Here is a 24,070-nt window from a genome sequence, read left to right as displayed (position 1 = left end):
AGCTCAACCTCGCCCCCACCGAGACCCAAGAAGGTGGCCTGAACAGCTTCATCAAGCAGTTGCGTTCCTAAGGCTTGTCCATGCGTATCGATCTTCTGGCCGGTGCGTCCTATAACCCGGCTGTCATGCCTTCTCCTGTTCCCACGATCCTCGTCTTCGATTCCGGCCTCGGCGGCCTGACGGTGTTCTCCGAGGTTCTGAAAGCGCGCCCCGATGCGCGCTTCGTCTATGCAGGAGACGATGCGGGCTTTCCCTACGGACGGTTGAGCGAGGAGGCTCTGACGGCCCGCGTTGTCTCCGTCATGGAGCGCCTGATCGACCTTTACGATCCGCAGCTCGTGGTAGTCGCTTGCAACACGGCCTCGACCGTTGTGCTGCCTCCCCTGCGCGAGCGGTTCTCTGTGCCCTTCATCGGCACCGTCCCCGCCATCAAGCCGGCAGCCTTGGCGACGCGAACCGGCTATGTGACTGTGCTCGCGACCCCTGGCACCGTGGCGCGGGACTATACCCGCGACCTCATCGAGACCTATGCGGGCGGCTGCAAGGTCAATCTCGTGGGCTCCCGCCGTCTCGCAGGCTTCGCCGAGGCGGAGTTGGCCGGAAACCCCGTCTCGGACACGGAGCTGATCGAAGAGCTTCTGCCGTGCTTCGTGAATGGTGAGGGCGGCCGTACAGACGTGGTGGCCTTAAGCTGCACCCATTACCCGCTGCTTCTCTCTCGGTTCCAGAAGCTCGCGCCTTGGCCGGTCACCTGGATCGATCCGGCTCCGGCCATCGCCCGCCGCGTGACCCAGCTCATCGGCCAGCCCGTTCCTGGGCATGAGGCTGACGAGAACGAGGCTTTGGCGGTCTTTACCAGCGGGGCAGGGATCACCTCGGCCTTCCGCGAAGCCTTGCGCGATAAGGGATTGCCGGCGGTGTTGATCGAGGACATGCCGCTTTTGCAGGGATGATGTAGCTAAGCCTCGGTCTTGATTGACTTCCTCCCTGTTTTCCCATACATCCCACCTAGTCGCGCGGTCCTTAACGGGGCCGCGTAACTTTTTACGCTCCCGTGGCCCGGCTTCGGTCGGCCTGTCGTCCCTTCGGGGAAGAGGAGGGCGCGTTCCTCGCAAATTCGACAACAAGAGGAACAGCGATGTCGAAGCGCATTCAGGCCAAGCACAAGCTTGACCGCCGTATGGGTCAGAATATCTGGGGCCGCCCGAAGAGCCCCGTGAACCGCCGCGAATACGGCCCCGGCCAGCACGGCCAGCGCCGCAAGGGCAAGATGTCCGATTTCGGCACTCAGCTCCGCGCCAAGCAGAAGCTGAAGGGCTACTACGCCAACATCACCGAGAAGCAGTTCCGCCGCTACTACGCGGAAGCCATTCGTCAGAAGGGCGACTCCGGTGAGAACCTGGTGGGCCTGCTCGAGCGCCGTCTCGACGCGATCGTCTATCGCGCCAAGTTCGTTGCGACCCCCTTCGCCGCTCGTCAGTTCGTCAACCACGGTCACGTGAAGGTCAACGGCCGCCGCGTGAACATTCCGAGCTATCTTGTGAAGGCTGGCGACGTGATCGAGGTGAAGGACAAGTCCAAGCAGCTCGAAGTCGTGGTCGTTGCCTCGCAGCTCGCCGAGCGTGACGTTCCGGACTACATCGAAGTCGATCACTCCAAGATGACGGCTCGTTTCACCCGCATCCCGACCCTCTCCGAGGTGCCGTATCCGGTGCAGATGGAACCGAACCTCGTGATCGAGTTCTATTCGCGCTAATCTGCGAAGCAGACTTGAAATTGAAAAGGCCGCCCGATCGGGCGGCCTTTTTATTTGTGGTTGCGTGCTTTACTGCTGGGGAGCTGGACCGCGCGGGCCGGGGCCCATCATTCCACCCTGACCCATGCCGCCCTGGCCCATCATGCCGTGCTGCCGCATCTCGGCGCGGCGGCCATGATGGCCGTCACGTCCGCCGCGCTCACGCCAACCCGGGCCGTCATTCAGGGCCTGACGCACGAGGCGCGGAGCAATGCGCTTCTGGTCCTCGCTGAACGTATCCCAGAGCGGACGCAGAGCCGTCGTGATGGCCGCCGACGTCTGGGCGCGCTCATTCTGCATCGTGCTGCGCTGCTCCAGACGCTGCATGAAGTCCGCCGAACGGCGCTGCTCGCGGTTCTCGCGGAATTGCGTCATTCGCGTGTAGCGCTGGGTTGCGGCGTTGCGCATGGCGGTTTCCACCGGGCCCCAGAGCTTTTCCTGGTCTGCGCTGAGCTTCAGGCCAGCCTTGATGCCGGCGACGCGGGCATCGACGAGACGGTTGAAGTCGTCCTGGGTCATGCGGGGACGCTGCGGACGTTGCTGCTGGGCCTGATCCTGGGAGGCTGGAGGCGGGGCGACGGGCGGCTGAGCCTGCGCAAAAGCGTAGGTGCCGACACCGGCAAGCATGGCAGCAGCAGTGGCGAGGGTGGCAATCTTTTTCATTCGGGTATCCTCCTTGAAGGCCGATGAGATGAGATTGCCCCCATCCTGCTCTCGGCTGGATGACTCGCGCATGAACTTTTCGTCATGTTGGATTAAGCGGCGTTAACTTTTCAGGGCAAAGTAAAATTCAGATCTCGGCCGAAAGCCTTAGCCCAACCGCTTGAGAAACCCCGCAAAGCGCATCAGGCCTTCCGGCCACGGGCCGTGCCCGCTATCCGTGTTCAGATGCCCCGCATCGCCCGCATCGACGATGGAAGAGCCCCAGGCATAGGCGATGTCTTCCGCCTTCTCGTAATCGCAATGCGGGTCCGTGCGGCTCGCCACGAGCACCGAGGGGAAGGGCAGGGGATCGCGCGGGATCGGAGCGAAGGCGCGGTCGATGGCGGGAATGAAATCGGGCCTGTCCACATCCGGCATGCTGACCAGGAAAGCGCCCTGCACCTTGTCCTTGGGAAGAAGCGGAGCCGCATGGACGATAGCGAGCACGCCGAGGCTGTGGCCGACCAGCACGACAGGCTTCTCGGCGCGCTTCACGTCTTCGACGATACGCGCGACCCAGGCATCCTTGTTGGGGTGATCCCAGTTCTCTTGCTCGACCCGCCACGCGGTCGAGAGCTGGCGCTCCCAGCGGCTCTGCCAATGGTCGATGCCCGAATTCGTGTGGCCTGGGACGATGAGGATGTCGCAATCGGAGGTTTTCATAATCCCGAGATAAAGGCGCGACGCTCCCGGTTCAAGCGCTGCGCTTGATCTCCATGTTTTCGGCTTGCTTCAACGCGGCTTCGCGCTCCGCAATGTAGTCGCGGGTCAACGGCACTACGTCGTTTCGCTTGGCGAGCTGAAGCTGGAACACCACCGCGTCCTGCCAGCGGAAGGCCGATTCCGACATGGCGAGGTAGCACTCCCACATCCGGCAGAAACGTTCATCGTAGAGCTTCAGCACCTCGTCCCGATGGGCCATGAAGCGCTCGCGCCAGGCCTGGAGCGTATAGGCATAATGCAGTCGCAGGATCTCGATGTCGGTGACGACAAGACCCGCCCGCTCGATGGCCGGTAGAACCTCCGAGAGCACAGGCAGATGCCCGCCCGGGAAGATGTACTTCGTGATCCAGGGGTTTGTAGGATAGGGCGTGCCCGAGCGTCCGATGGTGTGAAGAAGCATCACGCCATCGTCCTTCAGAAGCTTCCGGCACGTCTGAAAATAATCGCCGTAGGATGCGAGCCCCACATGCTCGAACATGCCGACGGAAACGATGCGGTCGAAACTGCCGATGGTGGAGCGGTAGTCTTCAAGCTCAAATTTCACGCGATCTGCCAGGCCAGCCGCAGCGGCGCGCTTGCGTGAGACTTCGAGCTGTTCCTGGGAGAGCGTTACGCCCTTCACGGAATCGGCGCCTGTCACATGCGCCAGATAAAGCCCCATGCCGCCCCAGCCGGAGCCGATGTCGAGAACGCTGTGGCCGCGATCAACCAGGAGCTTGGCTGTGATGTGTCGCTTCTTCGCCTGTTGCGCTTCTTCGAGGCTCGCATCCGGATGGTCGAAATAGGCGCAGGAATACTGCTTGTCGCTGTCGAGAAAGAGGGAGTAAAGCCGCCCATCGAGATCGTAGTGATGGGCGACATTCCGCCTGGAGCGGTGGGCATCGTTCTCGCCGCGCCGCATGATCTTGTGACGGATCCTGCGCAGGGGATGAAGAGGAAGCTCGTTGAGGTCGCCGCGCGTGTCCTGAAGCAGGAGCTGGAGCAGCCCCAGGATATTGCCTTCCTCGATGATGAGCCTGCCATCCATGAACAGCTCGCCGAGCTTCAGCTCAGGATGGAGGCAAAGGGCCGTCTGGGCCGCAGGGTCCGTGAACCGGATCGCGACTTCCGGGAGAGTGCCGTCGCCGAAGGTGAAAATCTGCCCCTTGGCGGTGGTCATTCTCAGGGTGCCCCGCTTCACGGCGTTCGTGAAGGCGGCGGCAAGGATCTTCTCTGACACCATGGTTGCAATTCCCGTGCCGTAATCTCCTGCACGGGAATTGTCGCGCGTTAGGCAAAAATGTCCAGGCCTGGAGTTATGCTCCTGCGGAACCGAAGACCCGCGTGAAGATCGTATCCACGTGCTTGAAGTGATAGCCGAGGTCGAAGCAGACCTCGATTTCCTCCGGCTTCAGGTACTTCGCCACGTCGGCGTCGTTCTTCAGAAGGGTCAGGAAGTCACCTTCGCCGCGCCAGACCGGCATGGCGTTGCGCTGAACGAGGCGATAGGCGTCTTCGCGGGAGGCGCCCTTCTGGGTGAGCGCCAGCAGCACGCGCTGTGAGTGAACGAGGCCGCCGAGGCGGTCCAGGTTCTTCTGCATGTTCTCAGGGTAGACCACGAGCTTGTCGATGACATTCGTGAGCCTAGCCAGCGCGAAGTCCAGGGTCACGGTGGCGTCGGGGCCGATCATGCGCTCCACGGAGGAGTGGGAGATATCCCGCTCGTGCCAGAGCGCCACGTTTTCCATGGCGGGCATGGCATAAGCGCGGACCATGCGGGCGAGGCCCGTCAGGTTCTCTGTGAGGACCGGGTTGCGCTTATGCGGCATGGCCGACGAGCCCTTCTGGCCCGCCGAGAAGAACTCTTCGGCTTCCAGAACCTCGCTGCGCTGCAGGTGGCGCACTTCCGTCGCCAGGCGCTCGATGGAGGAGGCGATGACGCCGAGCGTCGCGAAATACATGGCGTGGCGGTCGCGCGGGATGACCTGGGTCGAGACCGGCTCGACCTGGAGGCCCATCTGCTCGGCCACGTATTCTTCCACGCTCGGATCGATATTGGCGAAGGTGCCGACCGCGCCCGAGATGGCGCAGGTGGAAATCTCGCGCTGAGCCTCGATCAGGCGGATCTTGCAGCGCTCGAACTCCGCATAGGCCTGGGCGAGCTTGAGGCCGAAGGTGGTGGGCTCGGCGTGGATGCCGTGCGAGCGGCCGATGGTCGGCGTCATCTTGTGCTCGATGGCGCGGCGCTTGATGGCGGCGAGCAACTCGTCCATGTCGCGCAGGAGGATGTCGGTGGCGCGGGCGAGCTGTACGTTGAAGGTGGTGTCGAGCACGTCGGACGAGGTCATGCCCTGGTGAACGAAGCGGGCTTCCGGCCCGACGATCTCGGCCAGATGCGTGAGGAAGGCGATGACGTCGTGCTTCACCTCACGCTCGATGGAATCGATGCGCTCCACGTCGAAGGTGGCCTTGGAGCCCTTCTCCCAGACTGTCTCGGCGGCTTCCTTAGGCACGACGCCGAGATTGGCAAGCGCCGTCGTGGCGTGAGCCTCGATCTCGAACCAGATGCGGAACTTGGTTTCCGGCGACCAGATGGCCACCATCTCGGGACGGCTGTAACGAGGGATCATCGCTTTTCACTTCCACGCGGGGGATATGCCCCGCGCGGTAGCACGATAACCCGTCGATCTCAACGCGCCTTCTCTGCAGCCTCGCGAATGGCGGCCATGTTGGCGGCGTAAGTCGAGGGACCACCCTTGAACACCGCGGAGCCTGCGACGAGCACGTTGGCCCCGGCTTCCGCCACCAGCGGAGCGGTTTCGGGCGTCACGCCGCCGTCGATCTCAATGTCGATGTCGCGATCTCCGACCATCTCCTTGATCCGCCGTACCTTGGGGCAGACCGAAGGGATGAAGGCCTGTCCGCCGAAACCGGGATTGATCGTCATCAGGAGGATCAGGTCCACATCGTCGAGCAAGTGCTCGATGGAGGCCTCGTGAGTGCCCGGATTGAGCACGATGCCTGCCTTCTTGCCGAGCTTGCGGATGGTCTGCAGCGAGCGGTGTATGTGAGGGCCTGCCTCCGCGTGGATGCTGATGATATCCGCGCCCGCCTTGGCGAAGGCTTCGAGATAGGGATCGACCGGGGCGATCATCAGGTGCACGTCGAAGATCTTCTTCGTGTGCGGGCGGATCGCCTTCACGATGTCCGGGCCCAGGGTGATGTTAGGCACGAAATGGCCGTCCATCGCGTCGATATGGATCCAGTCGGCGCCGGCGGCGTCGACGGCGCGGATTTCCTCGCCGAGCTTCGAGAAGTCGGAGGCGAGAATGGAAGGGGCGATGAGCAGAGGGCGTGTCATGAAAAGGGCCGGTAGCACAGGCATTTTCTGCGGGCAACGGTTCTTCACGCCGCGCCGTAAACCATTTTAAGACCACTCGGCTGGGGAGAGGTGCTTCGGCTGCACGAAAGGCATGGACGGCCCCAATGGAACGGGAGTAAAACTCGGTTTGAAAAGGGGCGAAAGCCCGCTCCCGTCTGGGGGCAACAAGAAACAGGGCAGGACTTCATGCGTAAGGATGTGATTGTTCTCGGCGCCGGCATCGTCGGCGTGTCGATTGCCGTGCATTTGCAGAAACGCGGCCGCTCAGTACTGCTGATCGACAAGCGCAAGCCGGGCGAGGAAACCTCGTTCGGCAATGCGGGCCTGATCCAGCGCGAAGGCGTCTATCCTTATGGCTTCCCGCACGATTTCGGGGCCCTGCTGCGCTACGCCCTGAACAACACCATCGACGCTCATTACCATTGGGACGCCATCCCGAGGCTCGCGCCCTTCCTGTGGCAGTACTGGATGCATTCGCGTCCCGCCCAGCACAAGGCGATTGCGCGCATGTATGCGCCGCTGATCGAGCATTCCGTCACCGAGCACATGGCCTTGGCCGAGGAATCCGGTTCCACGGGCCTGATCCGTCCGACCGGCTGGCTGAAGGTGTTCCGCGACGAGAAGACCCGCGACGCGCAGTTCCGCGATGCGGAAGCCGTGAAGCGCGATTTCGGCGTGAACTTCAACGCTCTCGACACCAGGGGCGTGGCCGAGAGCGAGCCGCACCTGAAGGTCGAGACCAAGGGCGGCATTCACTGGACCGATCCGGCCTCCGTCTCCGACCCGCACCTGCTCACCATGGGCTATGTGGGCCTGTTCGAGCGCCTCGGCGGGGAACTCGCGGCAGGAGATGCCAAGACGCTCGAGGAAACCTCAACCGGCTGGCGCGTGCAGACGGAGAAGGGGCCGGTCGAGGCCGGCGAGGTCGTCGTGGCCTTGGGGCCCTGGGCGGACGTGGTCACGAAGCGTCTGGGCTACAATTTGCCGCTCGCGGTCAAGCGCGGCTACCACATGCATTACAAGCCGGAAGGCAATGCGGTGCTCAACAAGCCGACGCTCGATTTCGACCGCGGCTATTTTCTCGCCCCCATGTCCAAGGGCATCCGCCTCACGACGGGCGCGGAATTCGCCAACCGCGATGCGCCCAGAAGCCCGGTCCAGCTCGAACGGGCAGAGCCCATCGCGAAGGACTTCTTCCCCCTTGGCGAGCGGGTCGATCCCCATCCGTGGATGGGCATGCGCCCCTGCACGCCGGATATGATGCCGATCATCGGCAAGGCCCCACGCCACAAGAACCTTTGGTTCGGTTTCGGCCACGCCCATCACGGCCTGACCCTCGGCCCCGTCACCGGCCGCTTGCTGGCGGAAATGATGACCGGCGAGCAGCAGACCGTGGTCGATCCGAAGCCTTATCGGGTGGAGCGGTTCTAAGCCGTTCCCTCGCAATTGCGCGAATGCCTCACAAGATAGTTATCCTATTCGTTCGGAGGGGAAAACTGCTTGAATGAAGAGGTATAATGTTTATGATATGCCCTAACGTTACGGAGGGCATCAATGCTCGGGGGCAATCGTTCGCTGATCAGCGACATCTATGAAGCCGCGGTCATTCATGAGCGTTGGCCTCAGGTTCTCGACCAGATTTCAGTTCTTGCGGGAGCTGAGGGGGGCTTCATCGCTGCCGCCGACGGGCGAGGCGAGCGATCCTGGCTGGCGACGGATTACTACCGGCCCGTTTTGACTGAATGGTATGAAGACGGCTGGCATCGGGAAAATCCCTGGATCATGCGCGGACTCCAGCGCAAGCGCCTCCAGTTCTTCGATGAGCACGATATTTTCGCGCCCGGCGAAGTCGACTCCATTCCCATGTATCGGGACTTCCACCGTCCGCGTGGCGGCGGTTGGTCTGCCGGCGCTATCATGAAAATCCCCAGTGGCGGTCTCGTCTGCATGCGTTTCGAGCGGCGCCATGAGCAAGGGGTTTTGGATCCCGAAGGAAAGGCGCGGCTCAACCAGCTCCGATCGCACCTCGCACGCGCCTCGTTGCTGTTCACGAATCTGGCTGCGCGGCAGGCCCGTTCGACGGTGTCCGCGCTTCAGTTCATGGATGTTCCCGCTGCGGTACTGACCCGGAACGGCCGCCTTCTGGCCTGCAACCAAGCCATGGAAACACGACTTTCGCAGGTGCATGTGAGAGCGGGCAATCGTGTCGCCTTCACAAACGAAAATGCCCAACGAGATTTGAGCGAGAACCTGGAGCGGATCACGTTTGGGCTGTTCGATCAGTTGCGCGGTCCCATTTCCCTGCCGGCCACCGAGGAGCACGGACCGGCGGTCGCCTACCTGATTCCGATGCGGGGAGCGGCCCAGGATCTGTTCGGCTGTGAGAGCACGCTGCTGATGATCCGGCCCGCCGAGTCGGAGCATCGCCTCATGGATCTGGTGCGGACGCGCTTTGCCATCAATGCCGGTGAAGCCCAGCGCTGGGCACGGCGGATCGCAGCCACCTCTCCGCGCCTGGCCGCAGCGCTTCTGGCCTCGGCCGAGAACGTTCAAACCACTCTCGACCGTGCGCTCGGCCATACGCAAAACAAGCTGGAAGCCCGCATGGCGAGCCTGCTGTACCGGCTCGGCGACGACCCGGAATACAGCTTCGCCGGGAGGCAGCCCACACTCTCTTTCTAACTCGGCCTGTCCTTGCCGAAGCGATCCCGCCATGCGGGCTGCGCGTCTTTAAAGGGCAGGGCGGTAGCCTCGTAGACGCCGCGTGCGATGGCACGGGCGAGGCAATCGGCGGCGAGAGCGCCGATCTCGATGAAATCCCCCGCTTCGTCCTTCAAGGGCTTCTTGCCGGTCGCGGCAGCGAAGATCGTGTCGCCGTCATAAAGCGCGTGAGCGAAGCGCAGGCCTTTCGCGTGGCCGTCATGGGAAATGACGGCAAGCCGCTTGGCTTGCGCCTTGGTCAGAACCGCATCCGTCGCGATCAGGGCAATCGTGGTGGAGGTGGGAGGCGTCGCCGCCGAGGCGCGGCCTTTCCAGTCGAGCTTGCGCATTTCGGGCGTGATGCGGGGCGGGTGCCCCAGGCCGCCGAACTCCTCGCCTTCCTCGAAAAGCCCGGCCCAGAAATGCGGCCCGCCGCCGACCAGGGTGGAGGCGAGGGCGTTGACGATGACCAGCGCGCCGACCGTGTGCCCTGCGCTCGTCACGGCGCTGGCCGAGCCGAGGCCTCCCTTCAGATCGACGGTGGTGGCCCCATAGCCGCCGCCTGCGGTGCCGAGAGCGAAATCGTGGCCGGCAGCCTTGGCCGCCTCGTAGCCAAGCTCGCGGTAGGGCGGATAGCGGCCCCATTCCTTGTTGCCGCCGTTGAGCAGGTCGAACGTGATCGCCTGCGGCACCAGAGGCACCAGCGCCGAACCGACGGCAAAGCCGATACCCTTCTCGCGCAGGAACGCCTGCACGCCGCCAGCCGCATCGAGGCCGAAGGCCGATCCGCCGGAGAGGACGACGGCATGGATACCGGGGACGACCTTGTCCGGTTCCAGCAGGTCCGTGTCCCGTGTGCCGGGCGCGCCGCCATTGACGGCGTAGGAGGCGACCGCGGGCTCGTCGAAGAGCACGGCCGTGACGCCCGAGGCGAGGGCTTCGTCATGGGCATTGCCGACCCGAAGGCCCGCCACGTCGGTGATGAGATTACGCAAAGCTGTCATGCCTCAAGCCAATCCTAAAACGGCAGGCTTCACAAGCAGGAGAGGCCTGCATGCACCAGCTTTCTCGAAGTCGCGGAAAAGGCTAGAAGGCCTCATGCTCAGCGTATCCTTTCCGGCAGCTGCCCTCGGCGGCCTCATCAGCTTCTTAAGCCCCTGCGTCCTGCCGCTGGTCCCCCCATACCTGTCGTTCCTGGCGGGCACGACCTTTGATCAGCTGCACGCAGGCGATGACCGGGCCGTGCGCCGCCGGGCGATTCTCGCCGCGCTGCTGTTCGTGGCGGGTTTTGCGACCGTGTTCGTGCTCCTGGGCGCCACCGCCTCGGCTCTGGGGCAGGTGATCCGGCAATATCTCGATGTGCTCAGCACCGTCGCCGGCATCGCGATCATCGTGATGGGCCTGCACTTCCTCGGCGTCTTCAGGATCGGGCTGTTCTATCGGGAGGCCCGCTTCTCCGTGGAGAAGCCGGTGGGCTTATGGGGCGCCTATGTGATGGGCCTCGCCTTCGCCTTCGGCTGGACGCCCTGCATCGGGCCTGTTCTCGCGGCCATTCTGGCGGTGGCGGGATCGGAGAACAGCGTGTCCTATGGGGCATTGCTGCTTGCCGCTTATTCGGCGGGTCTCGGCATTCCCTTCCTGCTTGCAGCCTTCGCCATGAAGCCCTTCGTCGCCCTTTTGAAGCGCATGCGCTCGCGCTTCGGGTTGGTGGAAAAGGTGATGGGCGTGCTGATGATCCTCACGGGAATCGCTTTCCTCACCGGCTGGATCACCAACATGTCGTTCTGGCTACTTGAGACGTTTCCGGTTTTGGGAACGCTGGGCTAGGCATCACAGGAAACGGGTCGTTCCAAGGCGCGAACATGGACAGAGTGATGATCTCAACAGGAGATCATCACGATGTTTCAGATGCACGGTCTTGAGGCGGAACCCTTCGCGGCTCTCTTCCGGCTCAGCGATGCGGAGCTTAAGGCCATCGGGGCTCAGCGCGTGTATGCAGACGAGGCCGATGCCTATCCGTGCCGCATCTCGCTCACGCGTGTTCCCGTGGGCGAGGAACTGCTGCTTCTCAGTCATGTGCATCAGCCGACGGCTTCGTCGCCCTACCGCGCGAGCGGGCCGATCTTCGTCAGCCGCTCTGCCGCAACGGGGCATTACCGAGGTGAGTTGGCGCCTATTCTGAGAAACCGTCTGCTGTCCTTGCGCGCCTATGATGTGGCGGCTCTCATCGTCGATGCGGAGGTGGCCGAAGGGGACGCCGTGGCGGAGGTCATCGAGCGCTTTCTCTCCAACCCGCAGGTTTCTCATGTGGATGCGCACTTCGCCCGGCGCGGCTGCTTCGCCGCGCGTATCGAACGGGCCTAACATTACGGTGTGATTTGATGGCCTGCTTCGGCGAGAGCCTGTATGGCCCGGTCGAGATCGCTGGCCTTCACCAGCACGTAATCGGTGCTGAACGTGGATGACGCGAAGATGCCGACGCCGGCTAGGGCGAGCGGGGACAATACCGATGCCAGAATGCCCGGCACGCTGAAATCGAAGACCTGGAGAATGCGAAAGCAGCGCCAGCCGGAATCGATCTCGGCTCCTTGAGGAGCCTGATCGCGAGGGCAGACAATCGTTGTTTCCTCGACCGATTGGATCAGCAGCGAGAACGGGCCCGGAATGGGCGACGGGACGTCCGCCCCTGGAGGCAGACGGCAGACGGCATAAGGTCTCTCGAGAAGCTGCAAGGTGAGGGCGGGCATGAGGGCTCCGGAATGCTTCCATGAAAAAAACCCGCCCTGTCGCCAGGGCGGGTCTGTTCGGTTGGCTTTAGGCCAATCGATTACATGTTCATCTCGTTGCCGGTGTAGTCGATCTTGCCGTCAGCGCCCTTCTTCCAGACGTACATGACGTAGTCCGGACGGGTGATGTCGCCCTTCTTGTCGAAGGTGAGATCGCCGATGACGGTCTTGAAGGGCTTGCCGGCCTTCATGGCCTCGGCAACCTTCTTGCCATCGGTGCTGCCGGCCTGCTTGGCGGCTTCGGCGAGAACCTGAGCGGCGGCGTACGAGTAGAGGGTATAAGCCTCGGGCTCGTAGTTCTTGGCGCGGAACTTGGCCACGACATCCTTCGCGTTCGGGTTCTTGCGCGGATCCGGCGAGAAGGTCATCAGGGTGCCTTCGGCGCCGGGGCCGGCGATCGAGGTGAACTCGGCCGACACGATGCCGTCACCGGACATGAGCGGGGCGTTCAGGCCCTGGTCGCGCATCTGGCGGATGATGAGGCCGGCTTCCGTGTGGAGGCCGCCGAAGTAGACGACGTCAACACCAGCCTGCTTCAGCTTGGACACGAGAGCGGAATAGTCCTTCTCGCCCGGGTTCACGCCTTCATAAACGACTTCCTTCAGGCCCTTTGCATTCATGGCCTTCTGGGTTTCGTCAGCGAGGCCCTTGCCGTAAGGGGTCTTGTCGTGAACGACGGCGACCTTCTTGCCCTTGAACTTGTCGGAGAGGTAAGCGCCGGCGACGGCACCCTGCTGGTCGTCACGGCCGCAGGTACGGAAGGTGTTCCACTTGCCGGAGTCGGTGTACTTGGGGTTCGTCGAAGCAGGCGAAACCTGCACGATGCCGGCTTCCTCGTAGATGTCCGAGGCCGGGATCGAGACGCCGGAGTTGAAGTGGCCGACGACGAACTTCACGCCTTCGGATGCGAACTTGTTCGCAACCGACACGCCCTGCTTCGGATCGGACACATCGTCACCGACGACGACCTGGAGCTGCTGGCCATTGATGCCGCCAGCCGCGTTAATGTCGGCAACAGCCTGCTCGACGCCGTTCTTCAGCTGAGCGCCGAAAGCCGCGTTCGGGCCGGTGATGGGGCCAGCAACGCCGATCTTGATCTGGGCGCTGGCAGCGCTGGAGAAGGCGAGGCCAAGACCAAGCGCCACGCCGGTCAACAGCATTTTTTTCATGAGGTCACTCCTCTGGGTGGTTTTATAGGCCCCTCTTCCTCGTGGGGCCGGTTTGACGGTAAATCCGTCATCCAAGGCAGCATCATGCCGTTTTTTAGGCACTTGTCACCTGGGAATCTTTTGGGCTTAGCCCTTGGTAGCAGAAGCCTTTTCCCGCCAGGAGAATGGGCCGCTCCGCTCGTAGAGCCAACGGTATTGCGTGGTCATCATCCGGGCGCGGCGGTACTGGAAACCCAGTGCGCCGATGACCAGCAGCACGATCGTGTCCACCGCATAGTAATGGACCGACAGAAGCGTTCCGCCGAACAGGGCGAAGTGGATGAAGCGCACCGCTGCCCCGAGGATGAACAGGTAGGCAATGAGCGTCCAGAAAGGCTTCCAGGTGATGGCGATGGCCCGTCCGGTCATCCAGGCGGCCCAGCCGCCCATGATCACGGTGATGAGAAGGAAGAGCCAAATCGAAGGCTCTTCGTAGAGAATGCCCTGCATCAGTGTCCCCCTTCGAGATAGGCCGCCCGCACCTGCGGATCGTCGAGCAGTTCCTTGCCGGTGCCGCTCATGGTGATGTTGCCCGTCACCATCACATAGCCGCGATGAGCAAGCTTGAGGGCGTGATAGGCGTTCTGTTCCACGAGGAAGACGGTCATGCCGTCCTTCTCGTTGAGCTCTTTGATGATCGAGAAGATCTGCTTCACGATCAGCGGCGCGAGGCCCAGCGACGGCTCATCCAGGAGGAGGAGCTTCGGCCGGCTCATGAGTGCGCGGGCGATGGCCAGCATCTGCTGCTCGCCGCCCGAGAGGGTGCCGCCGCGCTGCTGCAGGCGTTCCTTCAGGCGCGGGAACAGGGTGCAGACCCGCTCGAGATCCTGATTGAAATGCGCGAAGCCGTTGATCGAGGCGCCCATCTGCAGGTTCTCGAACACGGTCATGCGCGGGAAGATGCGGCGGCCTTCCGGCGACTGCGCGATGGAGAGCTGCGCGATCTCGTGGGTCGGCATCTTGGTGATGTCGCGGCCCGCATAGGTGATCGTGCCCTCGCGAGCGCGCGGGTTTCCGAAGATAGTCATCATCAGCGTCGACTTGCCGGCGCCGTTGGCGCCGATCAGCGTGACGATCTCGCCTTCGTGGACGTCCATGTCCACGCCCTTGAGCGCAATGATGTTGCCGTAATAGGTCTTGACGCCACGCACGCTGAGCAGCGGCTGACGGCCCGCAGCGAGTGCGGTCTGTTGAATGCTTGCTCCAGCGGTCATGCGCCGATCTCCGCTTCGACTTGCTTCACTTCTTCCTCGTCGGCCACGCCGAGATAGGCGGCGATGACCTTGGGATCGTTCCTCACATCGGCGGGCAGGCCGTCCGAGATCTTGGTGCCGTAATCCAGCACCACCACGTGATCGGAGATCTGCATGACCACCGACATGTCGTGCTCGATCAGAAGGATCGAAGTGCCGTGATCCTTGCGGATCGAGAGCAGGAGTTCGTTCAACTCCAAGGACTCGCGCGGGTTGAGGCCTGCCGCCGGCTCATCGAGGCAGAGCAGGAGCGGATCGGTGCACATGGCGCGGGCGATCTCCAAACGGCGCTGGTCGCCGTAGGGCAGGTCACCGGCCGGGTCATCGGCGCGGTCGATAAGACGGGCCTTCTCCAGCCAGTACTTGGCCTTCTCGATCGCTTCCTTCTCGGCCTTGCGGTAGCCGCCGAGGCCGAGCACGCCGAGGAAGGTGAAGCCGGAGGCGATCATCAGCGGGTTGTGCTGCGCCACCAGCAGGTTTTCCAGCACGGTCATGCCGGAGAACAGGCGGATGTTCTGGAAGGTGCGGGCAACCTTGGCCTTCCAGTTGATGTCGAAGCCCGGAAGCCTCTCCAGCAGCAGGTGCGAGCCGTCGGGCTTGCGCAGGGCCAGCATGCCTTCCGTCGGTTTGTAGAAGCCGGTGATGCAGTTGAAGACGGTCGTCTTGCCCGCACCGTTCGGCCCGATGAGCGCGGTGATGTCGCCGCGCCCTGCCTGGAAGGAGAGGTCGTTGACGGCGACGAGGCCGCCGAAGCGCATCGTGAGATGCTGTACATCGAGGATGGGATCCTGAAGCCAGCGCATTAGCCGTGTCCTTCCTTCACGAGCGAGCCGGAAATGGCCTTGCGCTCTTTCAAGACCACCGAGGGGTCACGTTCCGAAATCAGTCCGCGCGGACGCCAGACCATCATTGCCACCATGCCTGCGCCGAAGATCAGCAGGCGGTATTCGTTCGGATCGAAGCCCTCTCCGAAGATCGCTTTGAGGAAGGTGAGGTTACGCAGGACTTCCGGGCCGCCGACCAGCACGATGGCCGCGATGGCGACGCCGATCTGGGAGCCCATGCCGCCCATGACCACGATGGCCAGGATGATCGCCGATTCCAGGAAGTTGAAGCTTTCCGGAGAGACGAAACCTTGGCGGACTGCGAAGAACGAGCCCGCGAAGCCGCCGAACATGGCGCCGATGGCGAAGGCCGTCAGCTTGGTGTTGGTGGTGTTGATGCCGAGCGAGCGGCAGGCGATCTCATCCTCGCGAAGTGCTTCCCACGCACGGCCCACGGGCAGCTTGCGCAGGCGCATGGTGACGAAGTTGGTGACCAGCGCGAGCACGAGGATGAGATAGTACAGGAAGATGATCCTGTGCATGCCGTTGAATTCGAGCCCGAAGGTCGCGGCGAAGCCGCCTTCGCCCGACGTGAACGGAAGGCCGAAGAAGGTCGCGCGCGGGATCGAGGCGATACCGGCGCCGCCATTCGTCAGGTCCACCCAGTTGATGAGAACGAGGCGGATGATCTCACCGAAGGCCAGCGTCACGATGGCGAGGTAGTCGCCGCGCAGGCGCAGAACCGGGAAGCCGAGGATCATGCCCCAGAAGGCGGCGAGAATGCCGGCGAGGGGCAGGCAGATCCAGAACGACAATCCGAACGTGGTGGAGAGCAGGGCGTAGGAATAGGCGCCGACCGCGTAGAAGGCGACGTATCCCAGATCGAGCAAGCCCGCGAGGCCCACCACGATGTTCAGGCCCCAGCCGAGCATCACGTAGGTGAGGATCAGGATGCCTAGGTCGATCCAGTAGCGGGATTCATTGAGCCCGCCCTGGACGAGGTAGATCAGCACCGGGAACGCCAAAGCCACGCCCAGGAAGAAGGGAATGGCGAACTTCGACACGTGCTGGAACGCGCTCGGCTCCGCATGGACCGGCTCCGTCGCCTGCTTGGGGCTGGGAGTTGCCTGCCGATAGGCGCGAGTCGCCGTGAAGGCGTGCAGCACGAGGCGAAGGCCGAACACGATGGCGGTGATGATCAGGGCCAGATCCCAGCGGGAGCGCAGGAACAGGTCGGCGCCGCTCTGCTCCGTCTTAAAGGACAGGATCGGAATGCAGAGGCCGAAGGTGATCAGCGCGGTCCTGAAGGCGTCCTTGAGGGCTGCCTTCAGGTCGAAGGTTTTCGTCGCGGCCTGGGTCTGGGCCGAAGAGGTGATGGAAGGAGCGTTCATGCTCGTCTAGCTCCTTAAACCTTCTCGACTTCAGGCCGTCCGAGGATACCGGAGGGCATGAAGATCAAGACGATGGCCAGGATCGAGAACGCGGCCACGTCCTTGTACTCGATCGAGAAATAAGCCGACCAGAAGGTCTCGATGAGACCGATGATCAGGCCGCCGAGAACGGCGCCCGGCAGGGAGCCGATGCCGCCGAGAACGGCCGCCGTGAAAGCCTTCACGCCAGGCACGAAGCCGTCGGCAAAGCTCACGACGCCATAATACAGCAGATACATGGTGCCAGCGACCGCAGCGAGTGAAGCGCCGATCACGAAGGTGAGCGAGATCGTGCGGTCCACGTTGATGCCCAGCAGGGCCGCCATCTTGCGGTCCTGCTCGCAGGCGCGCTGGGCACGGCCGAGCGAGGTCTTCTGCACCACGTACCAGAAGATCGTGAGCAGCACGGCCGTCACGACCATGATGATGATCTGCTTGTAGGAGATCGCAACATTGTATCCGCTTTCGCCCTGGAACAGCACGATCACGTCGCGGATCATGGGAGGCGTCGGCTTGTTGCGCGCACCCTGTGCGACCTGGACGAAGTTGGACAGGAAGATCGACACGCCGATGGCGGAGATCAGCGGCGCCAGGCGGAACGAACCGCGCAGGGGCCGGTAGGCGATGCGCTCGATGGCCCAGCCCCAGAGCGAGGTGAGCACCATCGCGATGATCAGCACGATGAAGAGCGCCAGCACGATGGAGGAGATCCCGAGCCATGTGGTCAGGATAAGGAAGAAGATGAGCGCGATGAAGGCGGAGAGCATGAAGACGTCGCCGTGGGCGAAGTTCACCATGCCGATGATACCGAAGACCATCGTATAACCGATGGCGATGAGGCCGTAGATCGACCCCAGCGTCAGCCCGTTGATGAGCTGCTGCACAAAAATTTCCATGTCCTACCCTTGCCCTCTGGAAGCGGGTCTTGCTTGGGAGTGCTCAGCAAAGCACGATGCAGGTGCGGCGCCAAGCGGTCCGTTAGCTTGGCGCGTCTCTAGCAAACGGTTTTTCGTTCGACAACGGACTGTTAAGGTATCGATCAAGCAACTTGATGGAATAGGCGGCAGACTTTGGTTCAATAGGAAGCAGGTTGTCCCAGGGCGGCTTCCAAAGTGCAGTTGCTGGCCCCATATGGACGCAAAGCCTTGTGCTCCGCCCGAAAGAGTGGGAGAGGCTTCCTGGAAGAACATGTTGAAGACTCCCGCTCCTCCCCCTTCCGCCGAAACCGGTGCACAAGGCCTCGACGCCGTCCTCTTCCGCGAGGGCATGAGCCGCGTTGCCGCAGCCGTCCATGTGGTCACCACGGACGGGCCTTCAGGCCTTGCCGGGTTCACGGCGACCGCCGTCACGCCCGTGACCGACGATCCGGCTGCCCTCCTGGTCTGCGTCAACACGGCGGCCCGTTCTGCCCAGGCGCTTCTCTCGAACGGCGTGTTCTGCGTGAATACTCTTTCGGCAGAGGATCTGGCCCTAGCGGATGTCTTCGCGGGCAGGACAGAGCTTCAGGGGCCTGACCGTTTCACCCGTGGCGAGTGGGACAAGCTGGTCACCGGGGCGCCTGTGCTCAAGTCTGGCCTCGTTTCCTTCGATTGCCGCCTGAGCGACGCCCGGGTCGTGGCGACCCACCATGTCCTCATCGGTGAGATCGTGAACATCCGCCTCGGTGAGCCGAACCCGGCGCTCGTCTATCAGACGCGCCTTTATCGCGAGCTGTGAGTTTTCCGCGAGTGTGAGATCAAGGAACCTTCGATCTCGAACTTCCTTTAAAAAGCAGATGCTTTTCGAGGTTCGCTCATGCTCAAGCTTATCAGAAATATTGTTCTTTTGCGTCAGGCCTGGAAGCTGCTGAAGAAGCGGCGCTGATCTTCAGGCGCCTCTCGCTGGTCCCGGCGTATAGGGGCTCCAGCCGGTGATCTGTACAAATCCATCCCTTGCAGCGACGACCATGTGCTTGCGGTGCTTGTGAACGAGGGCGCCGGGCCTGAAGCCATGCTCCTCCTGCCAGCCGCTGGCCTCCCAGATATAGATGTAGCGGGAATCGACCTGCGCGAAGGCCTCGATTGAGCCAAAGGCGCGGATCGTGCGCAGCGCATCGGCGACGCTCCCCGTCCACTGGACTGTTCTCTCGGTTTGGGTGATGCGCGGCCAATACGTGCCCGGTCCCTGCGGTGCCGCCTCCCGCCAGAGCGCTTCAAGATCCTCCGCCAGGCGGATCGCCATGTCCTTGGCAGCCATCTGGCATTTGGCGAGCAGGGTGTCATGCGTCTCTTGCGGGCTCAAGGCGAAGCGTCTTTGCGCGAGAATGGCGCCGGTATCGAAGGCAGGCTCCAGAACATGGGCCGTCACACCCCATTCGTGACATTCGTCGAGGATCGCTTTGAAGAGCGGGTAGGGGCCGCGCCCGTCGGGCAGAGGCGAGGGGTGGAAATTGAAGGCATAGGGCACATGATGCTCCCAGCCTGTGATGAGCCATGGATAGCCCGCCACCACCAACGCATCGCAGCCAAGGGCTTTTAGCCCCGCAAGATCGGCGGGGGCGATGCGCGACATCTGGACCGGGATGCGCAGGCCGCGAGCACGGGAAACCGTCGTCTCGTTGAAGTCGTAGATGCTGTCGCAGGGTCTGCTGAACAGCTTTACGGGGTGCCAGCCCTTGTCGATCAGGGTCTCGAATACGTCTCCGAGAAAATCGATCCCGGCAAAGGCAAAGCGCATTCCCAATCATCTCCTCTGAGCCGGTAAGAAGCCAAGTGAAGGCAAGTTCCTGCGCTTGTGCAACTGGAGTATTGACTCCAATATATTGGAAAAGCATTCTATTTTCATGGAAGAGACATCCAATATCAATGCCCATCTCGCGGAGCGCCTGCGGGGCTTGCGCGTGGAGCGAGGGCTGACGCTTGATGCACTAGCGGAGCGCACAGGCGTGAGCCGCTCGATGATATCCCTCATCGAGCGGGGCGAAAGCAGCCCTACAGCGGTTGTTCTGGACAAGCTCGCAGCAGGCTTAGGGGTAACGCTGGCTTCCCTGTTCGCGGAGCAAGAGAGCGCGGTGGCTTCGCCCCTGGCACGCCGGGCCGATCAGCGTGTCTGGCGCGATCCGGACACCGGCTACCTGCGCCGCAACCTGTCGCCTTCGGGGTTTCCTTCTCCCATGGAACTCGTTGAGGTAATCATGCCGGCCGGTGCCCGCGTCGCATACGATACGGGCCGCCGCTCCGTGGGTGTCAGCCAGCAGATCTGGATCATCGAGGGCGAGATCGAGCTGGGCCTCGGCGACGAAACCTACCGGCTTCTTGCAGGCGATTGCCTGTGCATGGACATCGAACAGCCCACCGTCTTCCGCAATCTTTCGGGCCAGCCTGCCCGCTATCTGGTGGCGCTGGCCACTGACACGAAATCGCCCACACGCGAGAGGTTCTCATGAGCGATGCCGTTACGATCCGCTCCCTGCTGGCCAAGGAAGCTGCCGAGCAGATCGGAGCCTTGTCCGATGTTCTGATCGATTGCGTGGAAGGCGGAGCTTCCGTCAGCTTCATGCTGCCGATGACGAAGGACAAGGCGGACACCTTCTGGATGGGCGTGGCTGATGGAGTGGCGGCAGGCGAGCGCATCCTCCTCGTCGCCGAGGCTGATGGCGGGATCGTCGGCACCGTCCAGGTGGTTCTCAAGCAGCCGGAAAACCAGCCGCACCGGGCCGATGTCTCGAAGATGCTCGTGCATCGCAAGGCGCGAAAGCGCGGTGTCGGCGCGGCTCTCATGCGCGCAGCCGAAGATGCGGCGGCCAGGGCAGGTAAAACCGTCCTCGTGCTCGACACGGTGACCGGGAGCGACGGGGAGCGCCTTTACACGCGCCTCGGCTGGCAGCGGGTGGGTGTGATCCCGAATTATGCTTTGTGGCCCCAAGGCGGGCTGTGCGACACCACCTACTTCCACAAGCGGATCACCGCTGCGTGACCCTTGCAGATCCGACTCTGCGGGAACCCACGCCTATGCTCAAGATTTAGCCTTGAGCATAGGGCAGGGAGCGCCCTCTGGTTGGGGATGCCTGCCTCTCGATGTTGGAGAGAGTTTGCATGGTATCCAAGGATTTCATCCGCCAAATGGAAGGCTACGGGCTGACGACCGCCAAGATCCTCTATCGAATGCCGGACCATCCTTCATTCCTGCAGACCTATATCTGGCAGGAATACGATCTTGCTCCCCGTTTCCCGGTGCTCATCGACTTCCTGGGGTTCTGGAAGCGGGAACTGGCCGGACCGCTTCATTCCGTTACGGTCACCCACGCACAATTGATCCGCCCCGCCGAGTTCCGCATGGTTTCGGGAGAGATCAACATTCACTGAGAAACCCTTCTCTGACCTTGATCCGGCGCCACGCAGAAACCATGTTCCAGTGAACAATGCATCATAAGAATGAGCCCAAATGTGCATTCCACTTTCGGGTTCGATGCTATAGAGAGGCTCGTCGCCTCGAACTGGCCAGGGCTCCTTGTTTTCCAACGCTCGTACATCGCAGATCCTGCTCGCCCTTGCCTCCCAGCCCGGCGAGCGCCTGACCGTGCGCGATATCATGGCCGTGTTGCAGGACCGGGCCTTTGCCGTTCTCATCGTCCTGCTGGGGCTGCCGAACTGTCTGCCGATGCCGCCGCCGATCCCACTGGTCTGTGGCCTCCTTCTAGCGCTCGTCGCGATTCAGATCGTGTTCGGTCGTGACGCGCCCTGGTTGCCGAAACAGCTTATGAACCGCTCGCTCGCCCGCGTGGATGTGGAACGCGCCGTGGGACGCGCCATGCCCGCTTTCCGTAAGCTGGAACGGTTCTCGCGTCCGCGTATGACCTTCCTTGACACGCCGCTTGCCATGCGCGTCATGGGTGCCATCATCCTCGTGATGGCGTTGGGACTTCTCTTCGCGCCGCCCTTCGTGGGGCAGATTCCAATGGGCCTTGCCGTCTGCCTCGTCGGCCTCGGGCTCGTGGAGCGCGACGGGCTCGTGATCGTCGGCGGATTGATCATCGGCTCCATCGGCATGACGTTGAGCCTCGGCTTCGTCTACGCCATCTTCACGGGCATCGAGACCGTTCTCTAAAAATGCCCGGCGCGAGGCCGGGCATTTCGTTGTGATGTGGATCGGGCTTAGTCGTTGTCGTCGAATTCCGGAGCCGCCTTGAGCTGATCGACAGGCATGTTCAGCATGAGCCGCATCTCGTCGACCCGGTTGGCATTGGTGTTCTGCCCCTGAACGGAGCCCGTCGTCTGCGTGTCAGGCATCATCTGGAATGCCGTCATCGGCAGCGCCACCGTATGGTCGCCGATTCCCTCCTCGACTTCGATGACGACGCCCGCCACCTGACCGTTGCGATCGAGGATCACATCCTCGACGTCGCCGATGTCGTTGTTGTCCGCGCCATGAACGTCGAGATCCATGAAATCCGAGAGCAGCATGGAGCCCGCGGGCAACTGCGTCATGAAATTCGCGGCAGGGGCGGGTTGCGTACCGGTGGTCGGCGTGGACTGCGCCATCGCGCCCGTCGCCAGTAGGGTCGAACCGAGCATTCCCGCCATCAAAAGGGTCTTCATCGATCACTCCTCATTCACGGATTCTGTGAGGGAGTAACGCGACCGCATGGGGTTGGTTCTGCCGTCAAGTTCAGATCAGGCGCAGACCCTTCAGGCTCGCGTGGCCTTCGCGCCCGACGATGATGTGGTCGTGGACGGTGATCCCCAACGGTTTTGCAGCGTCGATGATCTCCTTGGTCATCTTGATATCGGCCGAGGAGGGGGCCGGGTCACCCGAAGGATGATTGTGGACCAAGATCAAAGCGGAAGCGGAGAGTTCGAGCGCCCGTTTCACCACCTCGCGCGGATAGACCGGCGTGTGATCGACGGTACCGGATTGCTGCACCTCGTCGGCGATCAGCGCGTTGCGCTTGTCGAGGAAGAGCAGGCGGAACTGCTCCTTGTCCATGAAGGCCATGGCCGTACGGCAATAATCGAGCACTGAGGTCCATGAGGACAGGACAGGCCGCTTCGCCACTTCGCCCTTGGCGAGGCGGCGGGCGGAGGCTTCCACGATTTTCAGATCCGTGACCACGCGCTCGCTGATGCCGTCGATTTCCATCAACCGGGCGGGGGAGGCGGCAAGCACCTCGGCGAAGGTGCCGAAGCGCTTGATCAGCTCCTTGGCGAGCGGCTTCACGTCTCGGCGCGGAATGGAGCGGAAGAGCAGGAGTTCCAGAAGCTCGTAATCCGGCAGCGCATCGCCGCCCACTTCCGTGAAGCGGTCGCGCAGACGGTCGCGATGGCCGTGATAATGAGGTGTCTCGTCGCCGCTCATGCTGCCGGAATCGCTGCTCTCAAAAAATGGAACGTCGAATCTTTAGCCGAGGCTTCACGAGATACAAAGTTGCTTGTCTAATCAGCCTAAGCTGTAAGGCGGCTTATCCAAGCCCTTCGGTGAATAGGTGAAGACCTCGGCGCCCGTTTCCGTCACGCCGACCATGTGCTCGAACTGGGCCGAGAGCGACCGGTCGCGGGTCACGGCGGTCCACCCGTCGGAGAGCACCTTCACCTGCGGCTTTCCAAGGTTGATCATGGGCTCGATGGTGAAGAACATGCCTGCCTCCAGCACCACGTTATAGGCAGGTTCCACATAGTGGAGGATCGTGGGGGAAGCGTGGAAGCTCTTGCCGATGCCGTGGCCGCAGAAATCCCGCACGACCGAGCAGCGCTCGGCTTCCGCATAGGCCTGAATGGCCGCACCGATGTCGTTGGTGGTGGCGCCCGGCTTCACCACGGCGATGCCGCGCAGCAGGCACTCATACGTAATCTCGCAAAGACGCTGCGCACGGCGCGGAACCTCGCCCACGTAGTACATGCGGCTCGAATCGCCGTGCCACCCGTCCAGGATCAGGGTGACGTCGACATTCATGATGTCGCCGTCGCGCAGCAGCTTGTCGTTGGGAATGCCGTGGCAGACCACGTGGTTGATCGAGGTGCAGATCGTCTTGGTATAGCCGCGGTAATGCAGGCAGGCCGGATAGGCGCCATGGTCGCGGATGAAGTCGAAGGCGAGCTTGTCCAGATATTCCGTCGTCACGCCCGGCTTCACATGCTCCGTCAGCATGTCCAGGCATTCGGCCACCATGCGCCCGGCACGCCGCATCCCCTCGAAATCCTCGGGGCCATGCAGCGGGATATCGGAGGAGCGCTTGCGCTCGACAACGTCGGTCTCGGTCATTCTCGGTCCTTGCGTTGAAGCTCGAATGTAAGGATCATCCTGCCCGGCGCAA

General features: G+C 62.5%; 27 protein-coding genes and 1 pseudogene. 11 read left to right on the top strand and 17 right to left on the bottom strand.

The genetic code is table 11. The features are described from left to right. Positions 1-80 precede the first annotated feature (80 nt). Both murI and rpsD read left to right on the top strand, forming a co-directional pair. On the top strand, positions 81-953 hold the full coding sequence (gene murI, locus MHY87_RS00700; protein ID WP_239348460.1) for a glutamate racemase: 873 nt from the start codon (positions 81-83) through the stop codon (positions 951-953). A gap of 185 nt (positions 954-1,138) precedes the next feature. After that, positions 1,139-1,756, top strand: a complete 618-nt coding sequence (rpsD, locus tag MHY87_RS00695; RefSeq protein ID WP_134499065.1) for a 30S ribosomal protein S4 — start codon at positions 1,139-1,141, stop codon at positions 1,754-1,756. Between the two features lie 69 nt (positions 1,757-1,825). On the opposite strand, the gene MHY87_RS00690 is transcribed toward rpsD, so the two are convergent. The 5 genes from MHY87_RS00690 to rpe all read right to left on the bottom strand — a co-directional run bounded on the left by MHY87_RS00690 (position 1,826) and on the right by rpe (position 6,560). Continuing rightward, positions 1,826-2,458, bottom strand: a complete 633-nt coding sequence (locus MHY87_RS00690) for a Spy/CpxP family protein refolding chaperone (protein WP_239348459.1) — start codon at positions 2,456-2,458, stop codon at positions 1,826-1,828. Positions 2,459-2,605: 147 nt separating this feature from the next. Beyond that, positions 2,606-3,160 carry an alpha/beta hydrolase gene (locus MHY87_RS00685; RefSeq protein WP_239348458.1) on the bottom strand — a complete coding sequence of 185 codons (555 nt, stop codon included), beginning with the start codon at positions 3,158-3,160 and terminating at the stop codon, positions 2,606-2,608. Positions 3,161-3,191: 31 nt separating this feature from the next. Continuing rightward, complete coding sequence (locus tag MHY87_RS00680; RefSeq protein ID WP_239348457.1) at positions 3,192-4,442, bottom strand: cyclopropane-fatty-acyl-phospholipid synthase family protein; 1,251 nt, start codon at positions 4,440-4,442, stop codon at positions 3,192-3,194. A gap of 73 nt (positions 4,443-4,515) precedes the next feature. After that, the gene (gene purB, locus MHY87_RS00675) at positions 4,516-5,829 is read right to left on the bottom strand and encodes an adenylosuccinate lyase (protein WP_239348456.1); all 1,314 of its coding nucleotides are present in this window, start codon (positions 5,827-5,829) and stop codon (positions 4,516-4,518) included. A 59-nt stretch (positions 5,830-5,888) separates the two neighbouring features. Further along, positions 5,889-6,560, bottom strand: coding sequence for a ribulose-phosphate 3-epimerase (rpe, locus tag MHY87_RS00670; RefSeq protein WP_239348455.1), 672 nt, complete (start codon positions 6,558-6,560; stop codon positions 5,889-5,891). Between the two features lie 207 nt (positions 6,561-6,767). On the opposite strand from rpe, the gene MHY87_RS00665 reads away from it, so the two are divergent. Next, positions 6,768-8,012: an FAD-binding oxidoreductase gene (locus MHY87_RS00665; RefSeq protein WP_239348454.1), complete on the top strand. Its 1,245-nt coding sequence runs from the start codon at positions 6,768-6,770 to the stop codon at positions 8,010-8,012. 123 nt (positions 8,013-8,135) lie between these two features. After that, a complete protein-coding gene (locus tag MHY87_RS00660) occupies positions 8,136-9,263 on the top strand; it encodes a hypothetical protein (protein WP_239348453.1) in 1,128 nt (375 codons plus the stop codon). Here MHY87_RS00660 and MHY87_RS00655 read toward each other — a convergent pair. After that, positions 9,260-10,276 (bottom strand): P1 family peptidase, encoded by a 1,017-nt coding sequence (locus MHY87_RS00655; RefSeq protein WP_239349699.1) that lies wholly within the window; start codon positions 10,274-10,276, stop codon positions 9,260-9,262. The two genes, MHY87_RS00660 and MHY87_RS00655, sit on opposite strands and share 4 nt — an antisense overlap. A gap of 103 nt (positions 10,277-10,379) precedes the next feature. On the opposite strand from MHY87_RS00655, the gene MHY87_RS00650 reads away from it, so the two are divergent. Together MHY87_RS00650 and MHY87_RS00645 are read left to right on the top strand one after the other, a co-directional pair. Then, on the top strand, positions 10,380-11,108 hold the full coding sequence (locus MHY87_RS00650) for a cytochrome c biogenesis CcdA family protein (RefSeq protein ID WP_239348452.1): 729 nt from the start codon (positions 10,380-10,382) through the stop codon (positions 11,106-11,108). Between the two features lie 72 nt (positions 11,109-11,180). After that, positions 11,181-11,645 (top strand): DUF1203 domain-containing protein, encoded by a 465-nt coding sequence (locus MHY87_RS00645; protein ID WP_239348451.1) that lies wholly within the window; start codon positions 11,181-11,183, stop codon positions 11,643-11,645. Positions 11,646-11,647: 2 nt separating this feature from the next. On the opposite strand, the gene MHY87_RS00640 is transcribed toward MHY87_RS00645, so the two are convergent. The 7 genes and pseudogenes from MHY87_RS00640 to MHY87_RS00610 all read right to left on the bottom strand — a co-directional run bounded on the left by MHY87_RS00640 (position 11,648) and on the right by MHY87_RS00610 (position 17,678). Beyond that, a complete protein-coding gene (locus MHY87_RS00640) occupies positions 11,648-12,028 on the bottom strand; it encodes an ACT domain-containing protein (protein WP_239348450.1) in 381 nt (126 codons plus the stop codon). Positions 12,029-12,108: 80 nt separating this feature from the next. Next, positions 12,109-13,236: a branched-chain amino acid ABC transporter substrate-binding protein gene (locus MHY87_RS00635; RefSeq protein WP_239348449.1), complete on the bottom strand. Its 1,128-nt coding sequence runs from the start codon at positions 13,234-13,236 to the stop codon at positions 12,109-12,111. A gap of 126 nt (positions 13,237-13,362) precedes the next feature. Further along, complete coding sequence (locus MHY87_RS00630) at positions 13,363-13,725, bottom strand: DUF6867 family protein (RefSeq protein ID WP_239348448.1); 363 nt, start codon at positions 13,723-13,725, stop codon at positions 13,363-13,365. Beyond that, on the bottom strand, positions 13,725-14,489 hold the full coding sequence (locus tag MHY87_RS00625) for an ABC transporter ATP-binding protein (protein WP_239348447.1): 765 nt from the start codon (positions 14,487-14,489) through the stop codon (positions 13,725-13,727). The genes MHY87_RS00630 and MHY87_RS00625 overlap by 1 nt, the downstream gene beginning before the upstream one ends. A 14-nt stretch (positions 14,490-14,503) precedes the next feature. Continuing rightward, positions 14,504-15,331: pseudogene (locus MHY87_RS00620) on the bottom strand (ABC transporter ATP-binding protein); the annotation flags it as partial. Then, positions 15,331-16,743 (bottom strand): high-affinity branched-chain amino acid ABC transporter permease LivM, encoded by a 1,413-nt coding sequence (livM, locus tag MHY87_RS00615; RefSeq protein WP_239348445.1) that lies wholly within the window; start codon positions 16,741-16,743, stop codon positions 15,331-15,333. The pseudogene MHY87_RS00620 and the gene livM, both read right to left, overlap by 1 nt. A gap of 14 nt (positions 16,744-16,757) precedes the next feature. Beyond that, positions 16,758-17,678, bottom strand: a complete 921-nt coding sequence (locus tag MHY87_RS00610) for a branched-chain amino acid ABC transporter permease (protein ID WP_239348444.1) — start codon at positions 17,676-17,678, stop codon at positions 16,758-16,760. Between the two features lie 292 nt (positions 17,679-17,970). On the opposite strand from MHY87_RS00610, the gene MHY87_RS00605 reads away from it, so the two are divergent. Continuing rightward, positions 17,971-18,498, top strand: a complete 528-nt coding sequence (locus MHY87_RS00605) for a flavin reductase family protein (RefSeq protein WP_239348443.1) — start codon at positions 17,971-17,973, stop codon at positions 18,496-18,498. 150 nt (positions 18,499-18,648) lie between these two features. Here the strand turns inward: MHY87_RS00605 and MHY87_RS00600 are convergent, their stop codons facing one another. Further along, on the bottom strand, positions 18,649-19,497 hold the full coding sequence (locus tag MHY87_RS00600) for a methionyl-tRNA formyltransferase (RefSeq protein ID WP_239348442.1): 849 nt from the start codon (positions 19,495-19,497) through the stop codon (positions 18,649-18,651). A 106-nt stretch (positions 19,498-19,603) separates the two neighbouring features. On the opposite strand from MHY87_RS00600, the gene MHY87_RS00595 reads away from it, so the two are divergent. The 4 genes from MHY87_RS00595 (at position 19,604) to MHY87_RS00580 (ending at position 21,867) form a co-directional block, all read left to right on the top strand. After that, on the top strand, positions 19,604-20,206 hold the full coding sequence (locus MHY87_RS00595) for a helix-turn-helix domain-containing protein (protein ID WP_239348441.1): 603 nt from the start codon (positions 19,604-19,606) through the stop codon (positions 20,204-20,206). Then, complete coding sequence (locus tag MHY87_RS00590) at positions 20,203-20,736, top strand: GNAT family N-acetyltransferase (RefSeq protein WP_239348440.1); 534 nt, start codon at positions 20,203-20,205, stop codon at positions 20,734-20,736. Before MHY87_RS00595 ends, MHY87_RS00590 begins: the two co-directional genes overlap by 4 nt. A 119-nt stretch (positions 20,737-20,855) precedes the next feature. Then, a complete protein-coding gene (locus tag MHY87_RS00585; protein ID WP_239348439.1) occupies positions 20,856-21,125 on the top strand; it encodes an usg protein in 270 nt (89 codons plus the stop codon). Between the two features lie 145 nt (positions 21,126-21,270). Further along, the gene (locus tag MHY87_RS00580) at positions 21,271-21,867 is read left to right on the top strand and encodes an exopolysaccharide biosynthesis protein (RefSeq protein ID WP_239348438.1); all 597 of its coding nucleotides are present in this window, start codon (positions 21,271-21,273) and stop codon (positions 21,865-21,867) included. A gap of 47 nt (positions 21,868-21,914) precedes the next feature. Here the strand turns inward: MHY87_RS00580 and MHY87_RS00575 are convergent, their stop codons facing one another. The 3 genes from MHY87_RS00575 to map all read right to left on the bottom strand — a co-directional run bounded on the left by MHY87_RS00575 (position 21,915) and on the right by map (position 24,018). Further along, positions 21,915-22,358 (bottom strand): PRC-barrel domain-containing protein, encoded by a 444-nt coding sequence (locus MHY87_RS00575; RefSeq protein ID WP_239348437.1) that lies wholly within the window; start codon positions 22,356-22,358, stop codon positions 21,915-21,917. Between the two features lie 70 nt (positions 22,359-22,428). Further along, complete coding sequence (radC, locus tag MHY87_RS00570) at positions 22,429-23,115, bottom strand: DNA repair protein RadC (RefSeq protein WP_239348436.1); 687 nt, start codon at positions 23,113-23,115, stop codon at positions 22,429-22,431. An 81-nt stretch (positions 23,116-23,196) separates the two neighbouring features. Next, positions 23,197-24,018, bottom strand: a complete 822-nt coding sequence (gene map / locus MHY87_RS00565; protein WP_239348435.1) for a type I methionyl aminopeptidase — start codon at positions 24,016-24,018, stop codon at positions 23,197-23,199. Positions 24,019-24,070 lie beyond the last annotated feature (52 nt).

Source organism: Microvirga sp. ACRRW (assembly GCF_022346925.1).
Lineage (GTDB): Bacteria > Pseudomonadota > Alphaproteobacteria > Rhizobiales > Beijerinckiaceae > Microvirga.
This window is presented reverse-complemented; position numbering and strand designations above follow the sequence as displayed.